This window comes from Geobacillus sp. B4113_201601, assembly GCF_001587475.1.
GTDB classification, from domain to species: domain Bacteria; phylum Bacillota; class Bacilli; order Bacillales; family Anoxybacillaceae; genus Geobacillus; species Geobacillus icigianus.
This window is the reverse complement of the sequence record NZ_LQYX01000014.1, coordinates 15,136-29,134: the sequence shown is the minus strand read 5'-3', so window position 1 is coordinate 29,134 and position 13,999 is coordinate 15,136. Positions and strand designations below refer to the sequence as shown.

14 protein-coding genes are annotated in these 13,999 nt (G+C 55.6%); all 14 read right to left on the bottom strand.

The genetic code is table 11. From position 1 onward, the window contains the following. Positions 1-211 precede the first annotated feature (211 nt). The 14 genes from spo0A to accC all read right to left on the bottom strand — a co-directional run bounded on the left by spo0A (position 212) and on the right by accC (position 13,992). Positions 212-1,030, bottom strand: a complete 819-nt coding sequence (gene spo0A / locus B4113_RS02195; RefSeq protein WP_172418799.1) for a sporulation transcription factor Spo0A — start codon at positions 1,028-1,030, stop codon at positions 212-214. A 271-nt stretch (positions 1,031-1,301) separates the two neighbouring features. Continuing rightward, positions 1,302-2,597 carry a SpoIVB peptidase gene (spoIVB, locus tag B4113_RS02190; protein ID WP_081897236.1) on the bottom strand — a complete coding sequence of 432 codons (1,296 nt, stop codon included), beginning with the start codon at positions 2,595-2,597 and terminating at the stop codon, positions 1,302-1,304. A gap of 44 nt (positions 2,598-2,641) precedes the next feature. Continuing rightward, positions 2,642-2,815: a hypothetical protein gene (locus B4113_RS19815; RefSeq protein WP_156102735.1), complete on the bottom strand. Its 174-nt coding sequence runs from the start codon at positions 2,813-2,815 to the stop codon at positions 2,642-2,644. A gap of 27 nt (positions 2,816-2,842) precedes the next feature. Next, the gene (gene recN / locus B4113_RS02185) at positions 2,843-4,564 is read right to left on the bottom strand and encodes a DNA repair protein RecN (RefSeq protein ID WP_033019364.1); all 1,722 of its coding nucleotides are present in this window, start codon (positions 4,562-4,564) and stop codon (positions 2,843-2,845) included. A 237-nt stretch (positions 4,565-4,801) separates the two neighbouring features. Further along, positions 4,802-5,251 carry a transcriptional regulator AhrC/ArgR gene (ahrC, locus tag B4113_RS02180; protein ID WP_033019362.1) on the bottom strand — a complete coding sequence of 150 codons (450 nt, stop codon included), beginning with the start codon at positions 5,249-5,251 and terminating at the stop codon, positions 4,802-4,804. A 50-nt stretch (positions 5,252-5,301) separates the two neighbouring features. Next, positions 5,302-6,150, bottom strand: coding sequence for a TlyA family RNA methyltransferase (locus B4113_RS02175; protein WP_033019360.1), 849 nt, complete (start codon positions 6,148-6,150; stop codon positions 5,302-5,304). Positions 6,151-6,155: 5 nt separating this feature from the next. After that, entirely contained in the window at positions 6,156-8,048 is a 1,893-nt protein-coding gene (gene dxs, locus B4113_RS02170; RefSeq protein WP_033019358.1) for a 1-deoxy-D-xylulose-5-phosphate synthase, read from the bottom strand. A gap of 202 nt (positions 8,049-8,250) precedes the next feature. Then, complete coding sequence (locus tag B4113_RS02165; RefSeq protein ID WP_033019356.1) at positions 8,251-9,144, bottom strand: polyprenyl synthetase family protein; 894 nt, start codon at positions 9,142-9,144, stop codon at positions 8,251-8,253. A 3-nt stretch (positions 9,145-9,147) separates the two neighbouring features. Next, entirely contained in the window at positions 9,148-9,378 is a 231-nt protein-coding gene (locus tag B4113_RS02160; RefSeq protein ID WP_033019355.1) for an exodeoxyribonuclease VII small subunit, read from the bottom strand. Beyond that, positions 9,371-10,720 carry an exodeoxyribonuclease VII large subunit gene (gene xseA, locus B4113_RS02155; protein ID WP_033019353.1) on the bottom strand — a complete coding sequence of 450 codons (1,350 nt, stop codon included), beginning with the start codon at positions 10,718-10,720 and terminating at the stop codon, positions 9,371-9,373. Before xseA ends, B4113_RS02160 begins: the two co-directional genes overlap by 8 nt. Before the next feature lie 12 nt (positions 10,721-10,732). Next, positions 10,733-11,587: a bifunctional methylenetetrahydrofolate dehydrogenase/methenyltetrahydrofolate cyclohydrolase FolD gene (gene folD / locus B4113_RS02150; protein ID WP_033844159.1), complete on the bottom strand. Its 855-nt coding sequence runs from the start codon at positions 11,585-11,587 to the stop codon at positions 10,733-10,735. A gap of 59 nt (positions 11,588-11,646) precedes the next feature. Continuing rightward, positions 11,647-12,039 carry a transcription antitermination factor NusB gene (gene nusB / locus B4113_RS02145; protein WP_033019347.1) on the bottom strand — a complete coding sequence of 131 codons (393 nt, stop codon included), beginning with the start codon at positions 12,037-12,039 and terminating at the stop codon, positions 11,647-11,649. Positions 12,040-12,224: 185 nt separating this feature from the next. Next, positions 12,225-12,626 carry an Asp23/Gls24 family envelope stress response protein gene (locus tag B4113_RS02140; protein WP_033844160.1) on the bottom strand — a complete coding sequence of 134 codons (402 nt, stop codon included), beginning with the start codon at positions 12,624-12,626 and terminating at the stop codon, positions 12,225-12,227. A gap of 10 nt (positions 12,627-12,636) precedes the next feature. Continuing rightward, positions 12,637-13,992, bottom strand: coding sequence for an acetyl-CoA carboxylase biotin carboxylase subunit (gene accC / locus B4113_RS02135; protein WP_033844161.1), 1,356 nt, complete (start codon positions 13,990-13,992; stop codon positions 12,637-12,639). Positions 13,993-13,999: the final 7 nt, after the last annotated feature.

The window sequence follows — 13,999 nt, the reverse complement described above, 5'->3', positions numbered from 1 at the left end:
TAGACAAATAATGTAAAAACAAAAGCAGGAGGCTGTCCTCAAAAGGTCGTTTTACCGACCTTTTGGGACAGCCTCTCTCGTTCGTTGATAGCGATCAGTTTATCCGTCAACAAACGTTGCCTCACGGCGCCAGCGCTCAACAGGTGCCGCGAGAAGCTGACAATAGCGCTTTTGTCCGCCCGTCAATCCAACCTCAGCTGATTTCTGCTGCTCACGACGCCTTATGCTCAAGCCGCAGCTTATCGGCCACCATGGCGATGAATTCCGAGTTGGTCGGCTTGGCTTTCGAAACGCTCACCGTATAGCCAAAGAGCGAGGAAATCGATTCGAGGTTGCCGCGGCTCCAAGCGACTTCAATCGCGTGACGGATGGCGCGTTCAACGCGGCTGGCGGTCGTATTGTATTTTTTGGCGATGTCCGGATACAACACTTTCGTAATGGAGCCGAGCAGTTCGATATCGTGATACACCATCGCGATCGCTTCACGCAAATACAAATAGCCTTTAATATGGGCCGGAACGCCGATTTCATGAATGATGCTCGTAATGCTCGCGTCCAAGTTTTTCGGCTTATTGTCGCGCGTTTGGTACGCTGACAGCGGCTTTTTGACGATCGGCGTCGTTTTGCCGTGAATTTGCCGGATATGATGGACTAAGTTTTCCATATCAAATGGCTTTAAAATGAAATAGGAGGCGCCAAGTTCCACCGCCTTTTTCGTGACGTCCTCTTGCCCGAACGCCGTCAGCATAATCACGTTCGGCTGATGTTCGAAATGGGTGCGAATTTTCTCGAGCACCGCCAACCCGTCCAAATGCGGCATAATGATGTCGAGAAGCAACATGTCAGGCCGTTTTTCCTCCAGCATGCGCAAGCATTCTTGGCCGTTGTATGCCGTTCCAATCACTTCCATGTCCGGTTGACTGGAAATATATTCATCAAGCAATGTCACCAGTTCCCGGTTATCGTCGGCAATGCACACTTTAATGCTCAAATGAATCGTCCTCCCCCGCATTTTGTTGCTATGTAGCATTCCGTTAACGTACATTCGACAACAACAGCGGAAAATCCTTTTATTTTTTTGAAAATAAAATTATAACAAAAAACGGGTCGATTAGACAATGTTCGTTTTTCGAAAAAAGACGTTTGTCGAAAAATCGTGATCCCACCTCCATTCTAACGGATGTTTCACCAAATATCTATGCAAAAATGGCCATATTTTTGCTCGTTTTTTCTTTTTTTCGCTTGTCCTTCGCACAGCCGGGCGGTTGGGCAAGCCGCGACAAAAAGCGAGCCGACGATCGTCAGCTCGCTTTCTTTTGGTTGCCATATAGATCGATTCCCGCCTGCTGAAGCATCCATTCGATATGGACGCCGTAGCCGGATGTCGGGTCATTGACGAACACGTGCGTGACGGCGCCGACAAGTTTGCCGTCTTGGATGATCGGGCTGCCGCTCATCCCTTGGACGATTCCCCCTGTTTTCTTCAACAAACGCGGGTCAGTGACGCGAATCACGAGGCCTTTGGTCGCCGGAAATTTCTGCGGAATGGTGCTGACAATTTCCACGTCAAACTGTTCGACTTTGTCGTTTTCGACCACCGTCAGCATTTTCGCTGGCCCTTCCTTCACTTGACTGGCCAAAGCGACAGGAATCGGCTTGGTGATCGGGCCATCCGGCAGCGGTTTCGTCAGTTTGCCGAAAATGCCGAATGGGCTGTTGACGGTGATGGTGCCGATCACTTTCTCCCCGTCGGCAAAGCGGGCCAATTTTTCACCGGGATTCCCGCTCGTTCCTTTTTCAATCGAGGTGACGGTCGAGCGCATGATTTGCCCATTTTGGACAACGATCGGCTTTTTCGTGTCCATATCGGAAATGACGTGGCCAAGCGCCCCGTACGTTTTCGACTTCGGATCATAAAACGTCATCGTTCCGATGCCGGCGGCTGAATCGCGGATATAGAGGCCGATGCGGTAGACACCATCGTGTTTGTCTTTCAGCGGAACGAGCTTCGCCGTCATGGCGTGCTGATCGCGCAGGATTTGCAGATGAAGCGGTTTTCCTGTTTTTCCGGCTTCCTCAATGAAAGGGGAGAGGTCGCTCATGTTTTCAATTTTTTGGCCATTGATGCCGGTAATGATGTCGCCGACTTGGATGCCGGCCGCTTCGCCCGGCGATTGTTTTCCATGGTCGGTTTCAACAAGATGGTAGCCGACGACAAGGACGCCGACCGTATTGAGCTTGACGCCGATCGATTGCCCGCCGGGAATGACTTTGAGCGTCGGCAGCACCTTGACATCCACTTGCTTAATCGGCATCCCGGCGACTTCAAGCACCATTGTTCCTTGTCCGCGCCGTTTCGCCTTGACTGCCAATGAACCGTTTTTCTGCTCGACTTCGAGCGTTTCGGGAGCGTTTTGTACATTCACGGCCGCTTGCGCTGGAAGGGAGGCGGTGTTCCATTTGACCGCATCACCTTCAAACAGAACAAGCTGTTTCGGGATTTGCCCATATTCCTTCATCGGCTTGGACAACCCGATGGCCGTTATGATGCCAAGGAGCAGCACTCCTGCGATTGTTCGCGCCATCTCTTTCTTCAATGTCGTTCACTCTCCTCGCTCCCGCCTACACCATGCAAAAACGGTTACAGTTTTAATTTTGCCTGAACGGGGGAAAATATAATCGCCGCCAACATAAAAAAGCTGCCCGGAATGGATGTTGCATCCGGGCAGCTCGCACGTCCAAAACCGGCCCGCCTCAAGCAACCAAAAGCCGGGCCTTTCTTTGTTTTATTTTCGCCCTTGACCGGGCATTTCAACGTGAATTTCCCTCCTCGCCGGGCGGCTTATTGTTTCATTTTCGCCGCCAATTCGAGCAGCTCTTTGGCGTGCCGTTTCGTCAATTCCGTCATCTCCACGCCGGAAATCATGCGGCCGATCTCTTTCACTTTTTCTTCTTCATCCAGCTTTCTCACGACCGTTTTCGTCCGCTCCCCGTCCGTTTCCTTGGCGATCAGCAAATGGGTGTCGGCCATCGCCGCGACTTGAGGCAAGTGCGAAATGCACAGCACTTGCGACTGGTTGGCGATGCGGTAAATTTTTTCCGCCATCGCTTGGGCGACGCGGCCGCTCACCCCGGTATCGACTTCATCGAAAATGATCGATGTGACGCCTTGATGCTTGGAAAAAATCGTTTTTAGGGCGAGCATGATGCGCGACAGCTCGCCGCCGGAAGCCACTTTCGCGAGCGGTTTCAGCGGTTCGCCGACGTTCGTGGAAAGGTAAAACTCGACAACGTCGACGCCGTCTTCGTGAAACTTGACCGGCACGCCGTCGACCAGCGGGGCGTCAAGCGGGCCTTCCCGCTTCGCAAAGACGATGTCAAACTTCGTTTTGTCCATATACAAGTCTTTCAGCTCTTGGTGAATGCGCTCGCACAACTGCCGGGCGTGCGCCTGCCGAACGTTGGTCAGCCGCTTCGCCTCGGCGAGCAATTCATCGGTTACCGCAGCCAGCTGCCGCTCGAGCTCGTGCACATGCGTTTCGCGGTTTTCGATCGCTTCGATTTCTTCGGCGATCGTCTCGGCATATTGCAAAATGTCGGCGATCGTCGCCCCGTATTTCCGCTTCAGTTGTTGAATGTCGGCGAGGCGGCTTTCAATGGCATCGAGCCGCAGCGGGTCATACTCGAGTTCCTCGAGCTGATCGCGCAGCTTGTACAGGACCTCTTCGAGCAAATAGTAGCTGTTCGCGGTCGCATCGTGCGCCTCTTTGAGGGCGGCGTCCATGGCGGCGACATCGGCGAGCTGGCGCATCGCTTCCCCGATCGAATCGAGACCGCGGCCCTCGCCGGCTAGCGCTTCATAGCTTCGCTGGATCGCCGTGTAAATTTTTTGGAAGTTGGCGATGCGCACTTTCTCTTCCATCAGCCGTTCGTCTTCGCCCGGCTCGAGCGCCGCCTGCTCGATTTCGCGCAGCTGAAACGTCAGCAAATCGAGACGATGCGCCATTTGCTGTTCGTTTTCACTCAGTTTTTTGATTTTTTTCACCAATGTTTCGTACCGCTCATATACAGCGCGGTAAGCGGCGAGCGCCGCCGCCGTTTCAGCGCCGCCAAATTCGTCGAGCAGCGGCAGATGGCGCGCCGGGTCCATCAGCTCTTGATGTTCGTGCTGACCGTGGATGTCCACCAACGTCGCCCCGATTTCGCGCAAGGTCGCCGTCGTCACCAGTTTGCCGTTGATGCGGCAGACACTTTTTCCATTGGCTAAGATGTCGCGACGCAGCACCACCATTCCATCGCTCACATCAATGCCGGCATCGGCGCATGTTTGGCAGCACGGATGGCGGTCATCGTCAAGCAAAAACAGCCCTTCGATTTCTGCCTTTTCCGCGCCGAAGCGGACGAATTCGGCGGAACCGCGGCCGCCGATCAACAGATGAATCGCATCGATGATGATCGATTTGCCCGCCCCGGTTTCCCCGGTCAACACGGTCAGTCCTTTGTCGAACGACAGCGAGAGCGACTCGATAATGGCAAAATTTTTAATCGACAGTTCCGCGAGCATTCCATCACTCCTTGCCTGTCCGATCCGTTCTCCCTACCCATTATAGCACATATGTTCGAATCGGTGAACCGATCGCTTTGAACATTCGTCTCATCAACGGCTTTTTAGGGGGCCGGTGATTGACTCACGCAACCGCTTCTTGGAATCGTTTCTCAAATAGAAAAACTGGCTGCATCAGCTTCTATGTTCACGCGTTCCATCATCGATCAAGGCAAACAGCGGTTTTTCACCAACCTTTTAGAGCATGGAAAGCAGCTGGCGGGATACTTTGTTCGCGTCTTTCGACGTCCGGCAAATAATGAGGCACGTATCGTCACCGCAAATCGTTCCGACGATTTCGTTCCAATCCAAATGATCGAGCAGGACGCCGATGGCATGGGCGTTGCCCGGCAGCGTTCGCAACACGAGCAAATTGCCCGCCCCATCGAGCTTGACAAACACATCGACAAGCGCCCGCTTCAGCTTTTGCAGCGGATTGAAGCGCTGGTCAGACGGCAGGCTGTATTTGTACCGTCCGTTGGCCATCGGCACCTTGACAAGCTGCATCTCTTTAATATCGCGCGAGACGGTTGCTTGCGTCACGCGAAAGCCGGCTTCCCTCAGCCGGTCAACGAGCTCGTCCTGCGTCTCGATGTCGTTGTTCATAATGATTTCGCGAATTTTAATATGCCTTTGTCCTTTGTTCACATTCGGCCACCTCCTGCTCTTTCCGCGATGAAACCGGTTTTGTAGCCCGCCTACTGGCCGCTTCCCTGCACCTCTCCAGCGCGCAAACAGGCGTGCGCCTCGCTCACCACATCCGCGATCGGCGCTGCTAGGCGGTTTTCTCCCTCTCGGTCTTCACCGGGATAGACGGCGTGCAGCAAAAACTCAATGTTGCCGTCACCGCCGGTGATCGGCGAATACGACAGATGAACGACGTCAAACCCTTGCTGGCAAGCAAAGCGAACGATCGATTCCAACACGTCTTGATGAATGCGGGGGTCGCGGACGATGCCTTTTTTGCCGACGTGCTCCTTACCGGCTTCAAACTGGGGTTTGACAAGGGCGACGACATCGCCGCCGGGCACGAGTACCGTTTTGACAACCGGCAAAATAAGGCGAAGCGAAATAAATGATACATCAATGACGGCCACTTCCGGCAGCCCCTTTGTAAACAAGTCGGGCGTCACGTAACGAAAGTTGGTCCGCTCCATCACGACAACGCGCTCGTCTTGGCGCAGCTTCCAAGCGAGCTGGTTGTAGCCGACGTCCACGGCATACGACAGCCTCGCCCCATGCTGCAAGGCGCAGTCGGTAAACCCTCCCGTTGACGCCCCGATATCGAGAACGATTTTGTTTTCGATATCGATTTGAAAGTCGCGCAGCGCCTTTTCCAATTTCAAACCGCCGCGGCTGACATACGGGAGCGGATTGCCCTTCACCTCGAGCGGGATGTCGGCCGGCACCTTTTCCCCCGGTTTTTCGAGCCGGACGCCGTTCGCATAGACGAGCCCGGCCATGACCGCCCGCTTCGCTTTTTCCCGCGTTTCCGCCAATCCTCGTTCCACGAGCAGCACATCGATTCGTTCTTTTCTTTCCTTCATCGTCTTCAAGCCCTTTTCTGTTTTCTTGGCGCCATCGTTTTGATCCGGTCGACGATATGAGCCGCCGTCAGCCCGATTTCCCGGAGCAGCTCGCCAACGCTGCCGTGCTCGATAAAGCGGTCGGGAATCCCCATCCGCTCGATGACCGCTCCGTGATAGCCATGATCATGGGCAAACTCCAAGACCGCACTGCCAAACCCGCCTTGCAGCACCGCCTCTTCGACCGTTAAAATCGGCAGGCGACGCTCAAGCAGATCGTGAAGCATCGTCTCATCCATCGGTTTGATAAAACGAGCGTTCACCACCTTGACAGACATTCCGTCTTTCGCCAGCTCCTCGGCGGCCTCGAGCGCCATTGAAACCGTCGTGCCAAACGTCAAAATCGCCGCGTCATGACCGTCGCGCAACACTTCCCACGTCCCGATCGGAATTTCTTTCAGCTCCTCGTCAAGCGGCACGCCAAGTCCGTTGCCGCGCGGGAACCGCATGGCGATCGGCCCGCCGTCATAGCGGATAGCCGTATACACCATGTGCTGACCTTCGTTTTCGTCTTTTGGCATCATCAACACTAAGTTCGGCACATGGCGCAAAAACGCGATATCAAATACCCCTTGGTGCGTTTCGCCGTCAGCGCCGACCAATCCGGCCCGGTCGATGGCGAAAAAGACGTTTACGTTTTGCCGACAGACGTCGTGAACGACTTGGTCGTACGCGCGCTGCAAAAACGTTGAATAAATGGCCAAAAACGGCTTCATCCCTTGCGTCGCCAGCCCGGCCGCCAGCGTCGTCGCGTGCTGTTCGGCAATGCCGACATCAAACATCCGCTCCGGAAACTCGCTTGCAAACCCTTCCAACTTCGAGCCGACCGGCATGGCCGGGGTAATGGCGACAATGCGCGGATCAGTGCGAGCGAGCCGGCGCACCGTTTCGCTGACCAACGCGCTCCAAGACGGGCCGGCTTCCTTCGTTTTGACAAACGTGCCGGTTTCGATTTTGTATGGCCCCGTTCCGTGCCACGTTCCGATTTTGTCATTTTCCGCCGGGCTGTAGCCTTTCCCTTTCTTTGTGATCACATGCACGAGCACCGGGCCCTTCATTTTTTTTGCATAGCGCAAATTCTCGAGCAAGTCTTCAAAATCGTGACCGTCGACCGGCCCCAAATACGTGAACCCGAGCTCTTCAAAAAAAACACCGGAAACGAGCAAATATTTCAAGCTGTCTTTCAGCCGTTCGGCCGTCGCTGCCAGCTTGCCGCCCACCGCCGGGATGCGCTTGAGCAGCAGCTCGAGCTCATCTTTCACCCATTGGTATTTGCCGGCGGTGCGCAGCCGGCCAAGAACGTTATGCAGCGCCCCGACGTTCGGGGCGATCGACATTTCATTATCGTTTAAAATGACGATCATATCCGTTTTTTCATGGCCGATATGGTTGAGCGCCTCCAGCGCCATGCCGCCGGTGAGCGCCCCGTCGCCGATAATCGGGACGATGTATTCATTGGTTCCTTTTAAGTCGCGGGCGATGGCCATTCCCATCGCCGCTGACAGCGATGTCGAGCTATGGCCTGTTTCCCAGACGTCGTGCTCGCTTTCACTTCGCTTCGGAAACCCGGACAGCCCTTTGTATTGCCGGAGCGTATCAAACTCGGCAGCGCGCCCGGTCAAAATTTTATGCACGTATGACTGATGGCCGACATCCCAAATGAGCTTGTCCTTCGGGCTGTCAAACTCCCGATGGAGGGCGATCGTCAACTCCACGACGCCTAAATTCGGACCGATATGCCCGCCGGTTTTCGACAGCTTTTCAATTAAAAACCGCCGGATGTCGGCGCTCAATTGTTTCAGTTCGGAGATGGACATCGTTTTCACGACGCGCGGATGGTCAATTTTTGTTACGTCCAACCAAGATCACTCGCTTTCGTTTCGTCGTTTTTCGGCCCGGTTCTTCTATGATACAGGTAGTATTATTATACATAATCAGGCGCGAAAAATCGACTTTGGCCGCCAAACGCCGCCGTTTCCGTCAAGCTATGCTGTTATCATCGCCAACAACAAACAAAGCGGCCGCCTCGCCCTGATCGAACAGGAAAGGCCGCCGCCCTATTCAATGGTCGCGCGCTGCGACAAGCTCGCAAATGTAGGCGAGCGCGGCGCCATTCACCTTCGCTTGTCGCAAATGGCGCTGCGCTTCTTCGATGTGAACCCGCAGCGTTTGTTTCGCGCCGGCGAGCGTGAGAAGAGCCGGATACGTCGCCTTGTTGTTGTCGCGGTCGCTGCCGACTCGTTTTCCAATTTTTTCCTCGGCCCCTTCAATGTCGAGAATATCATCGCGAATTTGAAACGCGAGGCCTAAGTGGTCGGCAAAAGCCTCAAGCTCGCGCTGCTGCTCGGTGCTGGCGCCGCCGATGAGCGCTCCGGCACGCACGCTGTATTGCAGCATTTTCCCGGTTTTATGCCGGTGGATATACTCCAGTTCTGCAAGCGAAAGCGTTTTTCCTTCTCCTTCCATATCGGCGACCTGTCCGGCCACCATGCCTTCCGGGCCCGCCGCTTGCGCGAGCTGTTCGATGAGCTGGAGGCGGACGGGAGGGGAAATGCGATCGTCATCGATTTCGGCGATCAGCTGAAAGGCGTACGTCAGCAGCGCATCGCCAGCCAAAATCGCCATCGCCTCGCCAAACACTTTATGATTCGTCGGTTTGCCGCGCCGCAAATCATCATTGTCCATGCTTGGCAAGTCGTCGTGAATGAGCGAATACGTATGAATCATTTCCACCGCCGCGGCAACCGGCAGACCAAGGGCGGGATCTTTGCCAAGCGCCTGCACGGTCGCCAACAATAAAAGCGGACGAATGCGTTTGCCTCCGGCCTCGAGCGAGTACGCCATCGCCCGCCTGAGCGTCTCCGGCCCGCGGAGGCGCGCCATATAGCGGGAAAGCGTCTCCTCAACCGCCCGTTTTTGCCCGTTTAAAAACTGTTCAATCTCCCGCTGCTCCACCCGTTACTCCTCCTCCGGCGAAAAAGGCACGAGCTCGCCGTCTTCGCGCAGCAAATACTCGAGCTTGTTTTCCACCTGCTGCAGTTTGTCGTGGCATAGTTTCGACAGTTTCATTCCTTCTTGAAAAAAGGCGATGGCCTCCTCTAGCGGCACATTTCCTTCTTCGAGTTTTTCCACGATCGCTTCAAGCTGTTTCATCGCTTCTTCAAACGTCAGCTCTTTTTCTTCACTCATCGCGTTTCTCCTCCACTCCCATGACTTGGCAGTTCACCCGTCCATCTTGAACTCGAACTGACAGACGTTCGCCGACGGCAAGCTGGCTGAGCCGTTTGACAAGCTCCCCTCGCTCATTGTACACCAAACTATAGCCGCGTTCCATGACGCGAAGCGGGCTGAGCGCCTCGAGCCGGGCGAGATGGGAGCGAAAGCGGAACGCATGGCGCTCTAACGCCGACCGCATCGCTTTTTTCAACGCGGTGGCGGCCGCGATTTGCCGCTCTTTTACCCGTTCAAGCTCCGCCGCCGGATGATGGCGCCATAACCGCAAGCCAAGCTCGCGCAGCTGTCGATGCTTCTCGTCGACATACGATCGGCGCTGACGGTGAAGCCGCTCAAGCAAGGCATCGAACTGCTGCTCCTTTTGCTCGTACAACCGTTTCGGGTAGCGAAACGCGTACGACGCTTGCAGACGATCAAGCCGTTCTCGGCCGGCGGCGAGCCGTTCCTTCATGGCGCGGATGAGCCGCCATTTCCGCTCCGCGAGCCGCTCCGCCAACTCACCGACGTGCGGCACCGCCAGTTCGGCGGCGGCAGTCGGCGTCGGCGCGCGCAAATCGGCGACAAAATCAGCGATCGTAAAATCGGTCTCATGGCCGACCGCTGAAATGATCGGCACCCGGGAAGCGAAAATGGCGCGCGCGACCATTTCTTCATTGAACGCCCATAACTCTTCAATCGATCCGCCGCCGCGGCCGACGATCAAGACGTCGACCGCGCCGAGCTCGTTGGCCCGCTCAATGGCGCGGGCAATCGAGGAGGCGGCCCCTTCCCCCTGGACGAGCGCCGGAAATAAAATCACTTTCGCCAACGGATAGCGCCGGCGGATGGTGGTCATGATATCGCGCACCGCCGCTCCGGTCGGCGACGTGACAACGCCGATGCAGCGCGGAAAGGCGGGAAGCGGCTTTTTATGGGCCGACGCAAACAGCCCTTCCGCCTCGAGCCGCTGCTTCAGCTGTTCATAGGCCAAATACAAGCTGCCAACGCCTTCCGGCTGCATTTCTTTGACATACAGCTGATAGTTGCCGTTCGGTTCGTAGACAGAAATTTCCCCGCGCGCGAGCACGTTCATCCCGTCTTCAGGACGAAACGGTAAATGCTGGTTGTAGCCGGCAAACATGACGGCGGCAATGCGCCCTTGGCTGTCTTTCAACGTAAAATACATATGGCCGCGCGAATGCTGCTTAAAGTTGGAAATCTCGCCTTTTACCCATAAGTCGCGCAAATGCGGATCGACATCGAACTTGCGTTTGATGTACTTCGTCAATGCCCCGACCGTGACATATTTGACTTCCACGGATCCTTGCCCTCACTTTGCAGCCAGCTCTCGGGCCGCTTCGATCGTATTGTGCAAAAGCATCGTGATCGTCATCGGTCCGACTCCGCCCGGCACCGGCGTAATATAGCCGGCCACTTCTTTCACCGCCTCAAAATCAACGTCGCCGCACAGTTTGCCATTTTCAAGCCGGTTGACGCCGACATCAATGACGACCGCCCCGGGCTTGACGTGCTCTGGGCCGATGAGGCGGGCCTTGCCGGCGGCGACGATTAAAATATCAGCTTGGCGGGTGATGGCCGCTAGATCGTTTGTTTTGGAATGAGTGTACGTCACCGTGGCGTGTTCGCGCAAAAAAAGCTGGCCAACCGGTTTGCCGACGATGTTGCTTCGGCCGATGACGACGACATGTTTGCCAACGATGTCAATGCCGGCGGACTTCACCATCGCGACAACGCCATGCGGCGTGCAAGGCAGAAACGCGCGCTGGCCGATCATCATTTTTCCGACGTTGATCGGGTGAAACCCGTCGACATCTTTTTCCGGGGCGATCGTTTCAATGACCGACCATTCGCGAATATGCTCCGGGAGCGGCAGCTGCACCAAAATGCCGTGCACCGCTGAATCGGCGTTCAAGGCGCGAATTTGCGCCAACAGCGTCTCTTCATCGACCGTTTTCGGAAACGAATAAAGAAAAGAACGAATACCGACTTCGGCGCACGCTTTTTGTTTTCCTTTCACATAGGAATGTGACGCCGGATCATCGCCGACCAAAACGACCGCCAACCCCGGCTCGACGCCGGCCGCTTTCAGCTGCGCCACCTCCTCCGCCAGCGCGGCGCGAATCGTCTTCGCCATTTCCGTTCCGCTAATGATTTGTGCTGTCATGGTCTCCCTTCTCCTCTCCTCGTCCATCATTCCGTCTTCTTCCGCCCAAGCGGCCGCTATCATGTTTGCAGCGCTGCTTTCACTTTGGAAAGCACACCGTTGACAAAACTTCCCGATTTTCCGTCGCCGAATTTTTTCGCCAGCTCCACCGCTTCGTCCAAGCTGACGCTCACCGGCACTTCATCGACGTATTTCATTTCGTACGTCGCCATGCGCAAAATGGCGCGATCCACGTTCGCCACCCGCTCAAGCGTCCACTTTTCCAAATTGGCGCGCAGCAGCTCGTCGATCTCTTCTCGATGCTCGACAACGCCCATGACCAGCCGGCGCAAAAACGGGTCGACTTCTTCTTCGCCAATGACGTTGGCCAGCGCCTCTTCCGGGGCAATGCGGCCGACATCGATTTGGAACAGCGCCTGCAGCGCCTTCTCGCGCGCTTCGTGCCGCTTCATAGCCATCCCTCCTTACAAACACGAACATTTATATTGAAATGATATCATATTTTTCGGGAAAAACCACCTTTTTTCGATCGGTCGTTCGCCTGTCCGCCGGCCGCGCCACAGCCTCGTTCATTACAATAACAAACTTTGACGAAAAAAACAAAAGGCGGCTGCTTCTTTCGGCAGCCGCCTGGCTCTCATTGTTCGACCGCATCCGGTTCCTGCTTGCCGGCTTCAAACTGGATGCCGACGATATGAACGTTCACCTCGTTCGCCTCGAGGCCCGTCATGTTCCAAAGCGCTTGGCGCACGTTTTCCTGCACCTTTTTCGCCACGTTCGGAATGGAGGCACCGAACTGGACGAGGCAATACAGATCGATGATGACGCCGTCATCGCGCAGGTCGACTTTGACTCCTTTGCCGTGATGTTTCTTTCCAAACCGCTCGGCGACGCCGGCGGCAAAATTGCCGCGCATTTGCGCGATGCCCTCCACTTCCGACGCGGCAATGCCGGCAATCACCTCGATCACTTCCGGGGCGATTTCCACCTTGCCGAGCGCCGGATACGTTTGTTCTGTCTCAAAAATATGCTCCGACATAAGGCACCTCCTATTCTGCCTTCATAATATCATATAACTCCAAAAACTTCGTATTAAACTCGCCGCTTTGAAACTTTTCATGTTCCATTAATTTTATGTGGAACGGAATCGTCGTATGAATGCCTTCGATGACAAACTCCGAAAGCGCGCGTCTCATGCGGGCGATCGCTTCCGCGCGCGTCGGCGCGTGGACGATCAGCTTGGCGATCATCGAATCGTAATACGGCGGGATCGCATAACCGGGATAAGCGGCGGAATCGACGCGCACGCCCGGTCCGCCGGGCGGCAAGTACATGGCGATTTTCCCCGGCGATGGCATAAAGTTTTTCGCTGGATTTTCCGCATTGATGCGGCATTCGATCGCCCAGCCGTTGAACGTAACGTCATCTTGGGTGATCGACAGCTTTTCGCCCGCGGCGATGCGAATTTGTTCCTTCACCAAATCGACGCCGGTGATCAGTTCGGTGACCGGATGCTCGACTTGAATGCGCGTATTCATCTCCATGAAGTAAAATTGTCGGTGGCGATGGTCGTAAATGAACTCGACCGTGCCGGCGCCGGTGTAGTTGACCGCTTTCGCCGCCTTGACGGCCGCCTCGCCCATTTTTTGGCGCATCTCGTCATCAAGCGCTGGCGACGGCGCTTCTTCGACGAGTTTTTGCAGCCGGCGCTGAATCGAGCAGTCGCGCTCACCGAGGTGGATCGTGTTCCCGTACGAATCGGCGAGCACTTGAATTTCCACATGGCGGAAATCTTCGATATATTTCTCAATATAGACGCCGGGGTTGCCGAACGCCGTCGCCGCTTCCTGCTGGGTGATGTTGATGCCTTTGATGAGTTCCTCTTCGTTGCGGGCGACGCGAATCCCTTTCCCGCCGCCGCCGGCCGTCGCTTTGATGATGACCGGATAGCCGATCTCTTGGGCGATCGCCCGCGCCTCATCGAGAGTTTCAATGACTCCGCGCGATCCGGGCACAATCGGCACGCCGGCTTCGCGCATCGTTTCGCGGGCAATATCTTTTATGCCCATTTTGGCGATGGCTTCCGGGCTCGGGCCGATGAACGTCACGTGGCACTCGCGGCACAGCTCGGCGAACGCTTCGTTTTCCGCCAAAAATCCGTAGCCCGGATGAATGGCGTCGCAACCTGTGAGCGTGGCAACGCTCATGATGTTGGTGAAATTCAAATAGCTGTCTTTCGACGCGGTCGGTCCGATGCAGTAGGCTTCATCGGCGAGCTGCACGTGCAAAGCGTCGCGGTCGGCTTGCGAGAAGACGGCGACCGTCTCAATGCCGAGCTCGCGGCAAGCGCGAATGATGCGAACAGCGATTTCCCCGCGATTCGCCACTAATACTTTTTTGATCATCGCTCTC